At 36.3% G+C, this 17733-nt stretch carries 16 protein-coding genes and 1 tRNA gene; 11 read left to right on the plus strand and 6 right to left on the minus strand.

The annotated features are described in order from the left end of the window. Positions 1-193: 193 nt before the first annotated feature. A complete protein-coding gene (locus AB0A59_RS09850; protein WP_458743399.1) occupies positions 194-3115 on the minus strand; it encodes a right-handed parallel beta-helix repeat-containing protein in 2922 nt (973 codons plus the stop codon). Between the two features lie 517 nt (positions 3116-3632). Next, positions 3633-4064 (minus strand): hypothetical protein, encoded by a 432-nt coding sequence (locus AB0A59_RS09855; protein ID WP_458743401.1) that lies wholly within the window; start codon positions 4062-4064, stop codon positions 3633-3635. 231 nt (positions 4065-4295) lie between these two features. Here AB0A59_RS09855 and AB0A59_RS09860 point away from each other — a divergent pair, with 231 nt between their 5' ends. From AB0A59_RS09860 to AB0A59_RS09875, 4 genes are all read left to right on the plus strand, one after another. Continuing rightward, positions 4296-5195 (plus strand): ion transporter, encoded by a 900-nt coding sequence (locus AB0A59_RS09860; RefSeq protein ID WP_458743403.1) that lies wholly within the window; start codon positions 4296-4298, stop codon positions 5193-5195. 11 nt (positions 5196-5206) lie between these two features. Beyond that, positions 5207-5281 (plus strand) — tRNA-Ala (locus tag AB0A59_RS09865). Between the two features lie 262 nt (positions 5282-5543). Further along, positions 5544-6665: an integrase gene (locus AB0A59_RS09870; protein WP_458743405.1), complete on the plus strand. Its 1122-nt coding sequence runs from the start codon at positions 5544-5546 to the stop codon at positions 6663-6665. Positions 6666-6723: 58 nt separating this feature from the next. Beyond that, positions 6724-7104: a PadR family transcriptional regulator gene (locus tag AB0A59_RS09875; RefSeq protein WP_458743407.1), complete on the plus strand. Its 381-nt coding sequence runs from the start codon at positions 6724-6726 to the stop codon at positions 7102-7104. 19 nt (positions 7105-7123) lie between these two features. Here the strand turns inward: AB0A59_RS09875 and AB0A59_RS09880 are convergent, their stop codons facing one another. Continuing rightward, positions 7124-7759: a hypothetical protein gene (locus AB0A59_RS09880; protein WP_458743408.1), complete on the minus strand. Its 636-nt coding sequence runs from the start codon at positions 7757-7759 to the stop codon at positions 7124-7126. 530 nt (positions 7760-8289) lie between these two features. Here AB0A59_RS09880 and AB0A59_RS09885 point away from each other — a divergent pair. The 3 genes from AB0A59_RS09885 (at position 8290) to AB0A59_RS09895 (ending at position 10950) form a co-directional block, all read left to right on the plus strand. Continuing rightward, a complete protein-coding gene (locus AB0A59_RS09885; protein ID WP_458743410.1) occupies positions 8290-9972 on the plus strand; it encodes a hypothetical protein in 1683 nt (560 codons plus the stop codon). Positions 9973-9975: 3 nt separating this feature from the next. Next, a complete protein-coding gene (locus AB0A59_RS09890) occupies positions 9976-10551 on the plus strand; it encodes a hypothetical protein (RefSeq protein WP_458743412.1) in 576 nt (191 codons plus the stop codon). Between the two features lie 183 nt (positions 10552-10734). After that, positions 10735-10950: a hypothetical protein gene (locus AB0A59_RS09895; RefSeq protein WP_458743414.1), complete on the plus strand. Its 216-nt coding sequence runs from the start codon at positions 10735-10737 to the stop codon at positions 10948-10950. Between the two features lie 521 nt (positions 10951-11471). On the opposite strand, the gene AB0A59_RS09900 is transcribed toward AB0A59_RS09895, so the two are convergent. Further along, positions 11472-11696 carry a hypothetical protein gene (locus tag AB0A59_RS09900; protein ID WP_458743416.1) on the minus strand — a complete coding sequence of 75 codons (225 nt, stop codon included), beginning with the start codon at positions 11694-11696 and terminating at the stop codon, positions 11472-11474. Positions 11697-11792: 96 nt separating this feature from the next. Between AB0A59_RS09900 and AB0A59_RS09905 the strand changes: the two genes are divergently transcribed. The 3 genes from AB0A59_RS09905 to AB0A59_RS09915 all read left to right on the plus strand — a co-directional run bounded on the left by AB0A59_RS09905 (position 11793) and on the right by AB0A59_RS09915 (position 14053). Then, positions 11793-12230, plus strand: a complete 438-nt coding sequence (locus tag AB0A59_RS09905; RefSeq protein ID WP_458743417.1) for a hypothetical protein — start codon at positions 11793-11795, stop codon at positions 12228-12230. A 39-nt stretch (positions 12231-12269) separates the two neighbouring features. Beyond that, the gene (locus AB0A59_RS09910) at positions 12270-12497 is read left to right on the plus strand and encodes a hypothetical protein (RefSeq protein WP_458743419.1); all 228 of its coding nucleotides are present in this window, start codon (positions 12270-12272) and stop codon (positions 12495-12497) included. A 1349-nt stretch (positions 12498-13846) separates the two neighbouring features. Next, positions 13847-14053 (plus strand): hypothetical protein, encoded by a 207-nt coding sequence (locus AB0A59_RS09915; protein WP_458743421.1) that lies wholly within the window; start codon positions 13847-13849, stop codon positions 14051-14053. A 156-nt stretch (positions 14054-14209) separates the two neighbouring features. Here the strand turns inward: AB0A59_RS09915 and AB0A59_RS09920 are convergent, their stop codons facing one another. Next, positions 14210-15052, minus strand: coding sequence for a hypothetical protein (locus AB0A59_RS09920; protein ID WP_458743423.1), 843 nt, complete (start codon positions 15050-15052; stop codon positions 14210-14212). Here AB0A59_RS09920 and AB0A59_RS09925 point away from each other — a divergent pair. Continuing rightward, positions 15028-15822 carry a hypothetical protein gene (locus AB0A59_RS09925; RefSeq protein ID WP_458743425.1) on the plus strand — a complete coding sequence of 265 codons (795 nt, stop codon included), beginning with the start codon at positions 15028-15030 and terminating at the stop codon, positions 15820-15822. The genes AB0A59_RS09920 and AB0A59_RS09925 overlap by 25 nt on opposite strands. Positions 15823-16054: 232 nt before the next feature. Here AB0A59_RS09925 and AB0A59_RS09930 read toward each other — a convergent pair whose 3' ends face one another. Beyond that, complete coding sequence (locus AB0A59_RS09930) at positions 16055-17695, minus strand: hypothetical protein (RefSeq protein ID WP_458743427.1); 1641 nt, start codon at positions 17693-17695, stop codon at positions 16055-16057. Positions 17696-17733 lie beyond the last annotated feature (38 nt).

Below are 17733 nucleotides of genomic sequence, written 5' to 3' on the forward strand. Positions count from 1 at the left end.
TAATATGACTGAAAATATAATACTGACTCAATTTCTTTTTAATTAAAAGTTCTATGGTGTTTAGGAAAAAATCTTAAAACACTAGAAAGACTTTTGGTAATCAATCAAAGACACGCACTTCTTTTGTTCTCTTGCAGTTTGAGAATGAGTCTTAAGGATTGATAACCATTATTTTTGAAGGCCTTTATTGCAATCAAATAACGCTGCTACTATTTGATTGAGTTCCTATAGCAGTATTAACTATTTCAGCGATACCTGATGTTTCTGAACCTGAACCACTGCTGTCAGAGGAACCATCGCTAGAACCACTGCTGTCAGAGGAACCGGCACCTGCACCTGGAGATGAGCTACCTGATGTTTCTGAACCTGAGCTACCTGATGTTTCTGAACCTGAGCTACCTGATGTTTCTGAACCTGAGCTACCTGATGTTTCTGAACCTGAGCTACCTGATGTTTCTGAACCTGAGCTACCTGATGTTTCTGAACCTGAACCACTGCTGTCAGAGGAACCATCGCTAGAACCACTGCTGTCAGAGGAACCGGCACCTGCACCTGGAGATGAGCTACCTGATGTTTCTGAACCTGAGCTACCTGATGTTTCTGAACCTGAGCTACCTGATGTTTCTGAACCTGAGCTACCTGATGTTTCTGAACCTGAACCACTGCTGTCAGAGGAACCATCGCTAGAACCACTGCTGTCAGAGGAACCGGCACCTGCACCTGGAGATGAGCTACCTGATGTTTCTGAACCTGAGCTACCTGATGTTTCTGAACCTGAGCTACCTGATGTTTCTGAACCTGAACCACTGCTGTCAGAGGAACCATCGCTAGAACCACTGCTGTCAGAGGAACCGGCACCTGCACCTGGAGATGAGCTACCTGATGTTTCTGAACCTGAGCTACCTGATGTTTCTGAACCTGAGCTACCTGATGTTTCTGAACCTGAGCTACCTGATGTTTCTGAACCTGAACCACTGCTGTCAGAGGAACCATCGCTAGAACCACTGCTGTCAGAGGAACCGGCACCTGCACCTGGAGATGAGCTACCTGATGTTTCTGAACCTGAGCTACCTGATGTTTCTGAACCTGAGCTACCTGATGTTTCTGAACCTGAGCTACCTGATGTTTCTGAACCTGAGCTACCTGATGTTTCTGAACCTGAGCTACCTGATGTTTCTGAACCTGAACCACTGCTGTCAGAGGAACCATCGCTAGAACCACTGCTGTCAGAGGAACCGGCACCTGCACCTGGAGATGAGCTACCTGATGTTTCTGAACCTGAGCTACCTGATGTTTCTGAACCTGAGCTACCTGATGTTTCTGAACCTGAGCTACCTGATGTTTCTGAACCTGAACCACTGCTGTCAGAGGAACCATCGCTAGAACCACTGCTGTCAGAGGAACCATCGCTAGAACCACTGCTGTCAGAGGAACCATCGCTAGAACCACTGCTGTCCTGACCAGCTGAAATACTTCCTTCGTTATCCTGGCTTTGTACTGCCACATTACTACCGGATCCAAGACTATTAAAAGGACTGTCAACAGTATCCTGCAAACCTAAAGATGGTTCATCGGATTCTACGTTGGTTGGATTCGTAGATTCTTGACCGTTATGAGGTTGATCTCCAATTTCTGGCTGTTCCATTAGTTCAACTTCAGGTATGTTCGAAGTTTGATTAGGTTGATCTACACCATAGCATAAGCCATTAGGTAACGATGCATTGCAAGCATTATGGTCATAATTATTATCGTTTACGTTTGTTGGTAATCCATTTGCATTATTGATACCTATTTGAGTATCTTGTTTCAAATTATTGAACGTAATACTATTATTATGACTTTGAGCATCAGTGAAAATGCCATTCAAGGACCCCTGAACTGTATTTAAGTAGATGTCATTGTTGTGAGAATCCACAAGGGTCGCACCACCTAAATTATTTGATTCAAAGAAGTTTGTTACTATATTTGAATCAGATGAAGAATAAGTGGCAATTCCAATATTATTGTCGCTTAACCTGTTATCCATGATATTAGAATCGGTAGAACCTGAAACAAATGTCCCAACATGATTATTTGTCAAATCAACGGCGGATATATTGCTGTTTTCTCCAGAGGTAATTAAAACGCCAGCTTGAAAGTCTGATACAGTACCAGGACCTTTAACCGTCACATTCTTTGTATCAGTAACCATTATCCCTATTTTAGAACTGTTTTGACCAGGACCGGTTACAGTAAAGCCATTCAAATCAACCGTAACGTCGCCGCCACTCACAAGAATTCCGTCAGTCTTACAATTGAGATTGGCTGTTAGTTGTACACTCTCGTCAATCACTTGTCCGCAAGAAATACTAGGTACACTAGAACCGTTCATATTTCCACTCCCCATCGGTGATACACTTGTTTCAGCAGATTCCCCAAATTCATTGCAAACATCGTTTGTGATAGGTCCTTTTGACTCGCTGTCACCATCAGGGCTTCCTACCTGATTTACTTTAGGTTGTGGAGTAGAAGCAGAAGAAGGAGGAGGAGTAATTACTTTACCGGGTTTACCGCTTGGTTTAGTATTAGTAGAACTTTCACTTTCTTCTCCATTGCTTTGTGAGTTGCTGTCACCATCAGGGCTTCCTACCTGATTTACTTTAGGTTGTGGAGTAGAAGCAGAAGAAGGAGGAGGAGTAATTACTTTACCGGGTTTACCGCTTGGTTTAGTATTAGTAGAACTTTCACTTTCTTCTCCATTGCTTTGTGAGTTGCTGTCACCATCAGGGCTTCCTACCTGATTTACTTTAGGTTGTGGAGTAGAAGCAGAAGAAGGAGGAGGAGTAATTACTTTACCGGGTTTACCGCTTGGTTTAGTATTAGTAGAACTTTCACTTTCTTCTCCATTGCTTTGTGAGTTGCTGTCACCATCAGGGCTTCCATGCATTTCTGGAGTGATCCCTGGAAATAGGGTGTCATTACTTTCACTACATAGAAAATTCAAACTAGAACTGCCATACTGATTACCATAGTATTGAGCTATTACAAAATTATTTTGTAAGATACTCGATGAATTGGATGTGAGTAACAATGCAAGCATCAAGCCTGATATTACGATCATACTCTTGTTTGTCAATGTTTTTCCTTGTTTGTTTGAAATATATCGATTAATGGTATTTGCTCTCTAGAAAGAATCAGATGGTTTTTAACAATAGATTGTTATTTAGTTAAATATATTACGAAACCTATTGCGTTGTAATCATAGACTATTTTCTAATAGATAGAACAAAGAGAATATGGTGTAGCTATGATTGACTTATGCTTTAGTGTTCTTATTTATTCTTACAATTGTATTTGATATTTCCCAGGTTTGATTATATTTGTTCAGTAGAATTTCGTCTATACACTCGTCAGTGAGCTCATATTCATAGATAGGTGCTTCAGATATCAAGAATTAGAAAATTCTCGGATTGGAATGCATTGATTTTAGCCTCAGAGAAGGTATTAGAGTTCATTATGAGATATTGCAACTTACATTTCATGTAAAAAGATACCATATTTCTATGTAAATATATTTAGTAATTTGGTTGAATAAGAAAATTATAGTAGATGAACCTAATACAGGATATTTTGTAAAAACTCGGCCAAAAATATTACTTATTTGGCCTTTTGACTTTAGACAATACTCTAATCTTTACGTTGTAAATTGGATCCCCATTTTGTAAATATAGATCTGACTTTGTAACTCCTGCAATAGTATTTTTCAATCTTACTCGAGTATCGTCATCTAGTAAATATTCATTCCATTTTTCCGATGTGGTAGAAAAAACTATCTCCTTATTATAAGATGATTCCACCTCCTCCTTCGTATACAGTTTCTTATGTTGTTGTCCGGTGGCTTTATCCGAAAAAATGAAAGACTGGATAGACTGAAAATTAAATTCATACTCTTTTGATGGGTTCACTGTTGATTTTTTCACGCCGGTTAATACTACCCTACTTTTGAGTTTTGTGTCATCGCTTAGTAGGTATGAATCCCAATACTCCTTTATTACCTTAAAATCCAGTGTAACGAATTCACTCATTTAGGTTAAGTCTCTTCAATGCATATTTTAATCAATCCAGCAGCCCGGTTAGCCAAATAGACGATCTTGATGTAAAAATCTCAGAAGAAAGCGGGATCAACGCATTTGCAGCATTCATATCTTTTAGTTTGGAAAAAACAAATATCATAAATATATAAAATTTAATACCATAAATTGTTCATACCAAAGTATCTAAAAACTGAAATGGATTTGTATTCCATATTCTAAAATATGAAAGGAAATAGTAATTTTGAGTTTTTTATTATTTCTTTGACTGCATTTTCCGTTTTCCTAATATTGCTTCAATTTTTTTATGATCCTCTTGGTCAAGCTTTAGTCGCCGTATTTGTATTTGATTTCATCGTATCAATTATTTTGGCGTTTGACTTTGCAATAAGAATAAAAAGATCAAAAAAAGGTTACAAATATTTTTTAACCCATTTGTATGAGATTCCTGCTTTCATACCCTTGTATGCTCTTACTTTACTAGAAGCAAACGTTGTGTATGGGGCGGGACTGAAAAGCTTGAGGCTTATTCAGATTTTTAGATTCATGCATGTTTTATCCAGAACTCTAACAATAATGGACGAAATCAGAAATAGGCTTTTGTATATTGTTTTACTATCTATGATTACAGTTACAGCTGGTGCATTTACCATGTATGTTGTAGAACATAATGCACCAGGTTCAAAGATAACAAACCTGGGAGACGCAGTTTGGTGGGCGGTGGTTACCGTTACTACTGTCGGATATGGTGATGTATACCCTGTAACATTTGAAGGAAGAGTAATTGCGACAATAATAATGATTATTGGTATTGCAATTTTAGGCATTTTAATTTCTACTCTTGGGGCACAATTTATCGAGTCAAAGATAAAAAATCAGCGCAGAAAGGATGAAAATAATATCAAACTATTGATTAAGGATAAAATCGACAGACTAGAAGGCCTGCAAAGTGAGGAGATTGTAACACTTTTAAACCTCATTTCCAATCTTCATGGGGAACTTAAGAACAATAGTAATAGCACCCAAGAACAAGGCGTGTTATGCATTAAATGCAATAATATAAATTCTCAAGCGGCAATCTATTGTAATAAATGTGGTAATAAGGTAACCACCGGTAACCCATAAAAGGTATTCGAGGGCTGGTGGTTCAGCTTGGTACGAACGTTCGATTCGCAATCGAAAGATCGCGGGTTCAAATCCCGCCCAGTCCATCGCTTATAGTTCGAAAGGTCTCGCTTTCAAATTACCAGCAACTTGTTAAAAATATTAAGAATATGATAACAATTTCAATTGAGGATCTTATCCAATTATTAAGAATTTTCTTAATACTATCAGTAGCACCTTGTTTAATTGTGGTAGTTTTTCTTAAAAGTAAAAATTATTTCTTAAGAGATTAAAAACTCTTCTTAATATATTAAACATTATGGAAAACATAATGTTTAATATATTGTATTCCATAATACAAGATAGGAAATGTCAAAAGTTTATACTGAACCATCAAAGGACATCAAATTAAAGAAAAATTGGATAAGCATAGGTGCAAGTATTAAAAAAGACGATGTAGACTTATTCAACAGACAACTGGATAATTTATATTGCAAGACATTGAAAGATTTATGCAACCTCCTTATTTGTGGGAAACTGAAAAGAATTTCAGATGATGAACAAGTCCAAACTATGAACATGCAAGTTCAGTCCTCAGGATTAGTGACAGCACAAATCGGCCAGAAATTCGATTTTTGGAAACAAATAGATGATCAAGATTTACTTAATTGGCTTCTTGGAAGATATCATCCTCATACAGCAAAATGCTACTATAGTTACTTTAATAGATATGTCGAGTTGTTTTTTAGTCCATCTGTTGATATTGAGTTATTTAAACTTGCAAAACACAAGCGCTCTTGGATTCTACAGTCAATTAAGCGCTTTGGGGATTTCTATGCCAATAGGTATGGAAACAAAGAAGTAAAAATATTGATTGCAAGAATTATTGAGAGGTACGATCTTAATAGGGATTTAGATCAGAAGGATAGGATATACTTAGTAAGTCCTCAATTTGTAGAAGAGAAAATTAACAAGGTGATAAAGATGACCGGTGATATCGGTTTTACATGTAAGGTAGGTTTGTTTTCAGGTTTAAGAGAAACAGAGATTTGTTATATCAAAACAAAAGAAATCTGTAAACAATCTTTTGGATGTCAATGCGATCTATTGCATATTTTTGAATGCAGAAATGGATTAACCGTGATTGCAATAAACTGGACTCGAGGACAGAAAAAGGCCCTTGCCACTATAATACCTACCCACCTATGGAATAGATTGAGAACTATGGAAAAGTTTGATTATAATGATATAGCAGCAGCTCATAAAATTCTTAAAAGAGAAACAGGAATCGCATATATTGTATTAAGAAAAATTCACTACAATGTAATCAGATTCAAAAACGCCTTCGATCTGGATGAAGCTGAGGTATTAGCAGGGCGATTCAAATCAGTGAGTGCTAGACACTATATTTTAAACGATCCCGAAAAAATCTCTGGTAAATATATTTCAGCATGGCAAAATTTTGGTGTATCAAATTTTTATACTGGGTAATAAAATCCAATGGAAGTAAAAAACCATATAGACAACTAAGTGTAAAAATATCAAAGTAGTGGAAAATACAAAGGAAGAGGATCCAATATCCAAAAACATATGGAAAAATATTGTAAAATTTTATGATTTTATAGAGGGAGCTCAAATATCTAACAGCTTTGTTATTCTAAAGGTTTTGTATGATTCAGAAGATCCTCTTAGCACTACGCAAATTTCTCAAAAGATATCATCTCATTCTGATGGAAAACTTTTCAAGGTTTCTGGAGTCCTTAAAGACACACTTGAGAACAGATTACGCAAATTAGGATATGTTAATGGAGAAGACATTGCAAACATAAATTCACCAAAAAAACCTATCAAACTGACACTTTATTCAATTACACCAAAAGGTAATAAACTATTGAAAGGTTGGATCTCTTTTTTAAAAGCATTTGATTAACTAATTATTATTTGTAATTTTAAAATATCGCTTCATTACTTGTGGCTGCTTTTAATCTACCCCATGACAGTTTTGTATTTTGTCTAAAGGCTTCAAGGATCATTTCTTTTTCTTTGATCTCTTTCTCTTTTTCTATCATTTCTGCATAAATTAGACTCAATCTAGTTGTTATGATTTCTCTAGTATTCAATTGTTCCTTTTTATTCATCAGCTTCATCAGTGTATCCTGAGCTTTAAGCAATTCTTTTGGTTCTAATTTGGGATCATCAAGTAAATTCCAATCTTTACGTATTTGTTCGTCAACTACAAGCATCAATTTTAGATTTTCTTCTATCATATATTGCCCAAAGTTTTCCTTACGTTTATTTATGATGTTTTTTAAATTGTTAATGTCCCGGCAAAGGGTAGGTTGGCTAATTCGTAATTTGGTACTAATCCTTCCTTGGGAATAATTTCTTATATACAGTTCTTTAATTTTGTCTCTGCGCCATTCGATCTGTTTTTTATACTTTTTGGCAGTTAAACCGGATCTGAGATTTTTGTTTTTTTTAAGAGGATCTTTCTCAGAAAGTATAATAAGATTATTACTATTGTTGTTATTATTATTGAGGTTATTAAATTCTGACTGTTCTATTTTATCATTGTCGTTATTCACTATTGTGACAATAAGTTTTTATCACTTTTAAACAAAGTTGAATTTTTTTGTAGTGCGCTTTGGATCAAATACTTTCTGAAAATTATTTTTTTTGATAAAAGATATGTCCCTTGATTCTCTCGGCTGACCAATGTACAAGTTCGATGATATTTCTTGTTGAGGATATATGCCCCCGCCAATAAATTCTTGTACTTTATTTTGACGACATTGAATCTGTTTGCGGTATTTATTTGTAGTAACTCTAGATCTTGGATTTACTTTAAGAATAAAAATATTGGATTCTACCACGTGGCTATGTATTATATAATAACTCTAAATTTTTATGTTTTTATATAATATGTTTCATAAATTGTATTTGGCTATGATAAAGATATAGAAGGATGACAAGAATACCTCTAGCTGGCCTTGATAGGCATAGTTCAATATAGTGTGTAGAATAATGAAATAATTTAATGCTAGTATATGCCAATTGCATGATTCTCAATAAACTCTGCAATATCTTAAAATAGTTACTCTATGCAAATCAAATATTGAATAAGTATCTTCATGGCCATCAACTGATCATAATTTTTTTTGGATTCATTCTTGTATCTCAGTTTCTTTACTCTTTTCCTACCAAGCTTGTTTATGCTCAAGAAGAATGCATGGTCGGTGAGGACGGTCCAATCTGTTTTGGAGATGAAATCGTCGTTACACCTGATCCTGAGATTTATCCCCCTGGAGTAACACCGAATTCACCAGGCGATATTTCCAATGATAAAACTCGCAATCCCGGTGAATTAGATCATAAACCTGTGCCATTAGAAAAGGTAAAAGGTTGTAAAAGTGGAGAAAAATATGATCTTAATTTAGGGTGTTATCCCGATATTTGTGGAGAAAATGAAATCTATATCGAGGATAATGAGCCACCCTGTACCCTCGTATACGAGTCTAGTAAATGTCCAGAAGGCATGATCAAAGTTACTGGAGGTTGTGCCCAATTGACCGACTTTTCTATTTGTGATGAAAATGTCAACAATGGTGCAGTCATAGATAGTTCTTTGAACGAATTACCTATGGATAGGAAGATGCATACTTTTCAAATTGTATATCATCCCAATTTACTTACAGATGTCCAATATCCTGATCCTTACATCGGAAATATATTAGAAGTTTCAAATCATCAAATCGAAGGGAACATCTTTGATTCAACCACGCTACTAGAGGAAGAGTCATTACCTACAGACAATGAAACATTTGATTCAACCACGCTACTAGAGGAAGAGTCATTACCTACAGACAATGAAACATTTGATTCAACCACGCTACTAGAGGAAGAGTCATTACCTACAGACAATGAAACATTTGATTCAACCACGCTACTAGAGGAAGAGTCATTACCTACAGACAATGAAACATTTGATTCAACCACGCTACTAGAGGAAGAGTCATTACCTACAGACAATGAAACATTTGATTCAACCACGCTACTAGAGGAAGAGTCATTACCTACAGACAATGAAACATTAGCTACTCCCGGCGAACTGTCCAACAGTTTGGCATCCTCTGATGAACAACCATTATCATCTCAGCAACTACAAGTAATTGAACGATTGAATAAGCTTTCTGAAGCTGCTCGAAACGAAGGCAATCCTACCTTCGCACTAGCAATAAGTGATTTCACAAATAACCTACAAAATGGCCTCCGTTACAATTCACATCTTCCTCAAATTCAAATCGTCCTCGGTGCATTAGACGAGTGGAAAAATGATCCAGGAGATAAATGGGGAATCGGTTTATTAGATGGAGATACAATTCATAGTAGGAATCCCAATTATGCATCTGCTTATCCTAACGCTGCAAAATGCAATATTTTTGTTGCTGAAGTAATTTATCTTACTACAGGTAAAGAATTCAATATTTATTCTCCAAACTCTAAAGATATTCTTAATATTGGTAAACATAAACCTTATGTTGCTGCTGATTGGGGAAATCCTAAGAAACCAATTGAAGGCTTTCAAATAACTAATAATCCTATAATGGGTGATATATGGTCAAATGGCGTACACATGGGGATATACCTGGGCTACTATAATGGAATAGGATTGTATATTAGTGCACGAGATGTTCCTATCGCTCCGGGTATAACGAGTGGGGTACAACAAGAATATGGAATTCACATTAAAGAACTTCCCCCGAATGTAGGAGTCTATAGAACATATGCTCCCCAATAGGTATTGATCGTCCCACTCAATATTTACCGTATTACAAAAGACAAGCAAATAGAAAACCTATCTGAAAATTCAGATAAGATGGGAATGAAAACACTGCTCGATGGACAATTTGCTTCTGACTTTTACATGAAAGCAAATACCACCGACATGCATGGTTATTATCTTAATATCAGGGGATATCATAAGAATACTTGCCGCGATCTGATATCCTATTTTAGGAGGTTTAGAGATGTGTTTTTCACTAATCGAGTGGATGAAATAAGAAGTACCACTCCAAGGGTTCGTTCAAGAATTATGGATTCTTTCCGAAAATTTGGACAATACTATCTCTACAAATACAATAATGAGGAATGCATAGACCTGGTGGAGAAAATTATAAGAAGACATAATCTTTCTTCAGGAATGACAGAACACGGGAAACTCTACATTGTGGATGATAACTACATAGAGGAACGGGTAAAACAGTTATTTGCAGTTGACGGTGAAATCGGTACCATAGTTAAGTTTGGTATGTTTTCTGGTCTGAGAGAAGATGAAATGGTTTATGTATATGACAAACCTATTTGTCACGATTTATAGGGCTGTAATTGCAGTAAACTGCATGTTATCGAGAAACCAAACGGCCTCTCGATAGTTCTGATTAATTGGCAACGTGGTAATAAAAAGTGCTATTTTTCCATTATCCCAACTAATAACTTTAATTCCTTCAAATCCTTAGATTCGTTTGCATACAGACCCCACATCCGGTCTGCCCACGAGTATATGAAAGCCAAAACTAAAGACGATAAAATTACCTTTATGTGGCTTAGAAAAGCACATTATAATGTGATGTGTAGAGTAATGAAACCATTCGAGGCTAATGTATTGGCGGGGAGAGCCAAATCGGTGGATGCAAAACACTATGCAATGTATGAGTTAGACGAGATGTCTGACAAATATGCTGAAGCATGGAAAAAGTTCGACGTGAATATTCACTAAAAAAAGTTATTAATTTTTTTTATATGGTTCTTTTCTAATTTTGTCTAATCGGTTGCCGGTAACCCTTATTATTTTTGTATTATATTATTAGATGCAGTTAACCTGACAAACTCGAAGGAATTTCACATTGAATTATGATTTCTCACTAATCCCGTAAACCAAATAGATCTATGAAAATCTTTTATTTTTCTTAATTACGGCAATTTTTTTCATTCAATAAATTGTACATGGAGAGTGATAACCATGGGCCTAAAACGTCATTCAAATTTCTCAAATAATATTATCTTATTCTGAGCGAAAACCTAAGTTTCAATAGTTGTCAATATACTCTAGAAAACAGATTACGTAAGTTAGGCCATGTAAAAGGAGAAGATATCGCAAATATCAATTATCAATTCTTCAAAAAACCGATTAGATGACCCTAATTCAATTACTCCAAAGGGAGAGAACTGCTAAAAGGGTAGATTTCTTTTCTTAAAGTTTTTGATTGATAGCCAAACACAGGGAAATTGATAGTAGTGTTAAAACAGCGCTGCTTCTTCCTTCTCTTTTAGTATTTTCTTTCTATAACATTTGTCAAATCCTTCTGCAGTCATATGTTTGGTATAATCTAACTGGATTTTATAGTCCTTGAAATATTTCTCTTTTCTGTTTAGTTCTTTCACTTTTTCATCTATTTTTATCATATATGGCAAACCTTGAAATAATTGTATCCTCTTGTTATAACAATCATTTATAATAGTCATAATTTTACTTTCTCCTTTCCATCACAACCCTGACTGTGAGTTTTAACGTTCTTCCTGTTATAAAAAGAATTTATACTTCAACTGTATTGCTAAATCGTGGACAACAGTCACAAACTTACGTTAAATAGACCCAGTAAAATATTTGGAATAATAATAGTTTTAGTGTCTCTTATTACGTGTACGGTTGTAGGTAATAATGCGTTTGCTCAAACAACATGGGAAACTTTCAAAGAGAAGGATGGACTTTATTCATTACAGATACCATCTAACTGGATACCTCAAAAAGTACCAGAAGCGGATAAACTAACACCAATAAATGACCAATTCAACTATTATGGAAAAAACTCTGAATCGGCACCTGCCTGGTTGAATATAAGGCTCTCCGAATCCCTATATTATAATCCAACTGATTCATTTGAGTCTATAATAGCAGCCTCTTCGAGCTTCGAGGATTACAAAGTATTACAGCCTGTTGAATGCCAGACCTATACAATAAATAAGGAGCAAGCCTGTTCTTTAATAGAGACTTTTTAATTCGAAGGTGAAGATCAGGTAACAAAGATGTTAAGTGTTATGGTTATAGATTCCAATGGTATCGAATATTCGGTAACATTTGCAGGCAAATCTGGAGGCTATGATCAGTTTTTGCCCGTGGCTGAATACATGATTAGTACCATAACCTTTGACAAAGCAAAGGTGGCTGAAGCTTTAGAGATAGATTTATCTCCAGTAAATCAATCACCAACAAATTCAAATTTGACCAACCCAGGATCGGAACTGCCAGAAATTCCAACCAATTAATTTTTCTTTTTATTAAATTATCAATACTAGCCGAACCGAATTGAATGAACATTCAAAGGTTAAACTTTACCTTTCTATTAGTTGCATAAAAAAATATCAATTGATTTTAAGTTCATTGGCTTTTGTGTTTTAGAATGTTAAGTACATTGCAACTTATGATTAGTTTTTTTAACGATCATAAATTCATTTTTTGTTTTTAAAAACATTAAGAGGAGCTTAATGGAAATATCGAATGGAAACTAATAGATTCTTTTAAGTGTTGGGCTATTCATTAATTTTTCTAATTTGAAATCTGCGAAGCATTTACCTATATGAATATATTCTTTCAATGAGGTTTCTTTGTCTTTCAAATTCCAAAATCCTATATAAATTTTATTCATAAATGATTATTAAGTCACATAACCTTATCGTATTCTACGAAGCATGTATGAAATACTAGTAGTATAGATGCAAATTTCAAACTAACATTTATCTAATTATTTCCTTTAACTAAAACTGAATAAAACACATCAAAAATGCCATCAATGAAAATAGGTTCTTTGAGTTCACCAGCATATTCGATAGTTATGAATTTTGTCCTCGTGATACTTCACCCTACAAGAACTTGCGGTTATGGCAAATAAAAGTTTGATACTTTCTCTTAAGTTGGCTTCCACAAGCTATAAATGTCTTAATATTATTACAATCATTTACATAATAAGTTACATGGTTTGCAATAGGATTAAGAAACCAGTTATAATTTCCGAATCATAAAAAATACTGGCGTATGATAAGGAATAAAAATATTGCATCACAGTGAATGATTTACAGACAAAATTAAACTTTTTACTAGGATTCGTTAAATGACTTCTTTACCTGATCCATTTAAGGCCTTTAGGTTGTTGGTTGGCTTTATACTCCATTAACATGTTTATTCATTGCTTTGTGGCGTTGTGAACGTAAGAATAAGTTTATAGCTTGAAAATGTAATATTTCCTTATGACTAGTAAAGAAAACATACATCACCATATATTGAATCTGCAGTCTATTCTACTTAGATTATCCACCAGAATAGTATCTCAAGCATTTTTAATTTGAAACAAAGTCGAGAAACCATGACTCAGATAGAATTGGAATTTAGAAGTAGGGTTCCAGAAAGATTTCATCGAAGATAAAAGTATATCTTAGAAATCATGGTTGATGATAGATTAGTTAAGGTTGATTCAGAATTTATCTGGTTGTGTATAGTTATGGGAGCAAAAAACCAGGAAACCCTCTCTTGTAATACCATTCAAAGACAGGAAGATGTTTATTGCTAAGGTTTCTGACAAGTGTAGTTCAGATTTATTAAAAGCATCTTCTATCACTCGATGGTGGGTTCTGGTACCAAATGGCATGCACACTCCTTGGATTGGAGTCTATTATTCATTCCTCCTCTCCGAGAACTATATCCGAAGGAACAATTTGTCAAATCAAAAGCAGCTCAGAGAACTCCCAGGCCTATTTCCTATGCGAGTGAAGAATTACTAACTAGATTATCTGATCAATTAGGTGCAATTCTTTGTCAACTACCATAATAGTAAGATAAAACAGCCTTATCAAAAGGACTATGATATTACTCAGTAATTTTGATATTTTCTTGAATATTTTGTAAAATGTTTTAAGTCAACGAATAATCTTTAAATCACCATAATTTTGCGACATTGTCCTAAAAACCATGTTTTATAGATGACTTATCCCTCTGGTGGGTAGTATTCTTGAGCATAATATTCTTCGGATGGCGGCTGATATTCCTCTGGTGGGTAGTATTCTTGAGCATAATATTCTTCGGATGGCGGCTGATATTCCTCTGGTGGGTAGTATTCTTGAGCATAATATTCTTCGGATGGCACTATATTCTCATTACTTGTATCAGAGGTTAGGGTGTTCTCATTACCGGGTGGAAGGACAGGAGGTTCGGTGTTACCAGATACTGGCCCAGAGTCATCGGGTGGAAGGACAGGAGGTTCGGTGTTACCAGATACTGGCCCAGAGTCATCGGGTGGAAGGACAGGAGGTTCGGTGTTACCAGATACTGGCCCAGAGTCATCGGGTGGAAGGACAGGAGGTTCGGTGTTACCAGATACTGGCCCAGAGTCATCGGGTGGAAGGACAGGAGGTTCGGTGTTACCAGATACTGGCCCAGAGTCATCGGGTGGAAGGACAGGAGGTTCGGTGTTACCAGATACTGGCCCAGAGTCATCGGGTGGAAGGACAGGAGGTTCGGTGTTACCAGATACTGGCCCAGAGTCATCGGGTGGAAGGACAGGAGGTTCGGTGTTACCAGATACTGGCCCAGAGTCATCGGGTGGAAGGACAGGAGGTTCGGTGTTACCAGATACTGGCCCAGAGTCATCGGGTGGAAGGACAGGAGGTTCGGTGTTACCAGATACTGGCCCAGAGTCATCAGGATTAGGAGGTATTGTACCTGCTCCAGTATCAGGTTCACCTTCAGGATTAGGAGGTATTGTACCTGCTCCAGTATCAGGTTCACCTTCAGGATTAGGAGGTATTGTACCTGCTCCAGTATGGTTCACCTTCAGGATTAGGAGGTATTGTACCTGCTCCAGTATCAGGTTCACCTTCAGGATTAGGAGGTATTGTACCTGCTCCAGTATCAGGTTCACCTTCAGGATTAGGAGGTATTGTACCTGCTCCAGTATCAGGTTCACCTTCAGGATTAGGAGGTATTGTACCTGCTCCAGTATCAGGTTCACCTTCAGGATTAGGAGGTATTGTACCTGCTCCAGTATCAGGTTCACCTTCAGGATTAGGAGGTATTGTACCTGCTCCAGTATCAGGTTCACCTTCAGGATTAGGAGGTATTGTACCTGCTCCAGTATCAGGTTCACCTTCAGGATTAGGAGGTATTGTACCTGCTCCAGTATCAGGTTCACCTTCAGGATTAGGAGGTATTGTACCTGCTCCAGTATCAGGTTCACCTTCAGGATTAGGAGGTATTGTACCTGCTCCAGTATCAGGTTCACCTTCAGGATTAGGAGGTATTGTACCTGCTCCAGTATCAGGTTCACCTTCAGGATTAGGAGGTATTGTACCTGCTCCAGTATCAGGTTCACCTTCAGGATTAGGAGGTATTGTACCTGCTCCAGTATCAGGTTCACCTTCAGGATTAGGAGGTATTGTACCTGCTCCAGTATCAGGTTCACCTTCAGGATTAGGAGGTATTGTACCTGCTCCAGTATCAGGTTCACCTTCAGGATTAGGAGGTATTGTACCTGCTCCAGTATCAGGTTCACCTTCAGGATTAGGGGCGATGGTACCAGAGGTAGGTTGCGTCGGTGCCTGAGAGGTTTGACCAAAGCTAAGGGAGGGCGGTAAAGTAGCTGAACCAAGGTCAAGCAGCGGAGGTAGCGTAATCTTACTAAAGTCAATTGAAGGTGAGAGTGGATTAATTTTATTAAAGTCAATTGAAGGTGAGAGTGGATTGGATATCGATGTACCAGTATCTTTCTTTTGAAGAGAATCAGAAACAGTTACAAGGGTATTGAGTCGGTTATAGATATTTTCTAGACCTTGTTTTATATTATTGGCATTCTCATCCAGTGAATCAGATCCTCATTGCTTAAGGAGGATCCTTTGGTGTTTGTGTTTGTAGGGTCAGTGGGTTTGTTGATGTTGTTGTTTGTAGGTTTGGTGTTTGTGTTTGTAGGGTCAGTGGGTTTGTTGATGTTGTTGTTTGTAGGTTTGGTGTTTGTGTTTGTAGGGTCAGTGGGTTTGTTGATGTTGTTGTTTGTAGGTTTGGTGTTTGTGTTTGTAGGGTCAGTGGGTTTGTTGATGTTGTTGTTTGTAGGTTTGGTGTTTGTGTTTGTAGGGTCAGTGGGTTTGTTGATGTTGTTGTTTGTAGGTTTGGTGTTTGTGTTTGTAGGGTCAGTGGGTTTGTTGATGTTGTTGTTTGTAGGTTTGGTGTTTGTGTTTGTAGGGTCAGTGGGTTTGTTGATGTTGTTGTTTGTAGGTTTGGTGTTTGTGTTTGTAGGGTCAGTGGGTTTGTTGATGTTGTTGTTTGTAGGTTTGGTGTTTGTGTTTGTAGGGTCAGTGGGTTTGTTGATGTTGTTGTTTGTAGGTTTGGTGTTTGTGTTTGTAGGGTCAGTGGGTTTGTTGATTAGCAAACTAGATATCTTTGGTAAAGGTACAGATTTGGTAATATTTTCATTATTATAAATATTAGCATAATCAATATTACATGCAAGAACTTTATTTTGTTCTATCTTTTTGAGGTTATTTGTTTTTGATAATTCTTTCTTAATTGTTATCTTATCCTTTGAATTGTTTAAATTATCTTCGAGGTCCGCAATCTTCTTGTCTATTATCTCTAATTTGTCAAAGTTTTTAGAGCATTCATTAAAACTAATATATACTTCAACTACCCAATTGTATTTAGTTGACAATTTCTTATTATTATTGCCATCTAAAAGTAAAGTACCATTCGACTTGGAGATAAAACTTTCACTTTTCCCTCCCTGATACCATTTCGGGCCGATTTTGGCGATTAGAGAATCTTTGGTAAGGTTAGCAACTTGATAAACAGATTCGTTCATCGTTGTACTAAAGTTTCCATCTGGACTAAATTGGATTACTTTCTTTGAAACATTAACGTTCTTTTGAATTTTGTCTTGGTTAAGAGATAGAGAATGTGCTGAAAGTATCAACAGATCGCCGTTATGAATATTTAAAGCGGTATTGGTGATCTTATCATTTACATAATAAGGACCATATTTTAAAAAGACTTTATATTTTAAAAGAGGAGAGGAAGAAAATGCTGTTTTATTCTGGTTTAAAAAGTAATCTGCTTTTGTAGAGGCGGTATTGTTTGACATAGCGGTTATCAATGGTCGATTCTCCGATATACCTTCTCCAATTGAGCCTTCAATATTTTTTCTATCAATATTGTCTGTCACTTTGCCTAAGTCTATTGCACTTTGGAACGCTGGAGGAGCTGTAGAGACATTATTGTCAAATGTCATATATCTATCTATCAAATTATCATGAATAGTTATGGACGAAAGTAGAATAGATTCGTGAACGTTAAAAGTAGCCTCTGCGGGTTCTATTAGTAATAAAACATTAAAACTACATACAACAACGACAAAGAAAATCAGAAATACTGCTTTGATACTGGAATATGAAAAAGAAGTAATATATTTTAAATAAAGATCTCTCATGTTTCATTCAATCGCTCTTTGTAAAAAGATATTTGTAT

Source organism: Candidatus Nitrosocosmicus sp. T, from assembly GCF_054408485.1.

Coding starts and splice junctions, on each gene's coding strand:
- AB0A59_RS09855 (WP_458743401.1), bottom strand. CDS start 4,064: ATGAGTGAATTCGTTACACTGGATTTTAAGGTAATAAAGGAGTATTGG.
- AB0A59_RS09860 (WP_458743403.1), top strand. CDS start 4,296: ATGAAAGGAAATAGTAATTTTGAGTTTTTTATTATTTCTTTGACTGCA.
- AB0A59_RS09870 (WP_458743405.1), top strand. CDS start 5,544: ATGTCAAAAGTTTATACTGAACCATCAAAGGACATCAAATTAAAGAAA.
- AB0A59_RS09895 (WP_458743414.1), top strand. CDS start 10,735: ATGAAAGCCAAAACTAAAGACGATAAAATTACCTTTATGTGGCTTAGA.
- AB0A59_RS09900 (WP_458743416.1), bottom strand. CDS start 11,696: ATGACTATTATAAATGATTGTTATAACAAGAGGATACAATTATTTCAA.
- AB0A59_RS09910 (WP_458743419.1), top strand. CDS start 12,270: ATGGTTATAGATTCCAATGGTATCGAATATTCGGTAACATTTGCAGGC.
- AB0A59_RS09915 (WP_458743421.1), top strand. CDS start 13,847: ATGGTGGGTTCTGGTACCAAATGGCATGCACACTCCTTGGATTGGAGT.
- AB0A59_RS09930 (WP_458743427.1), bottom strand. CDS start 17,695: ATGAGAGATCTTTATTTAAAATATATTACTTCTTTTTCATATTCCAGT.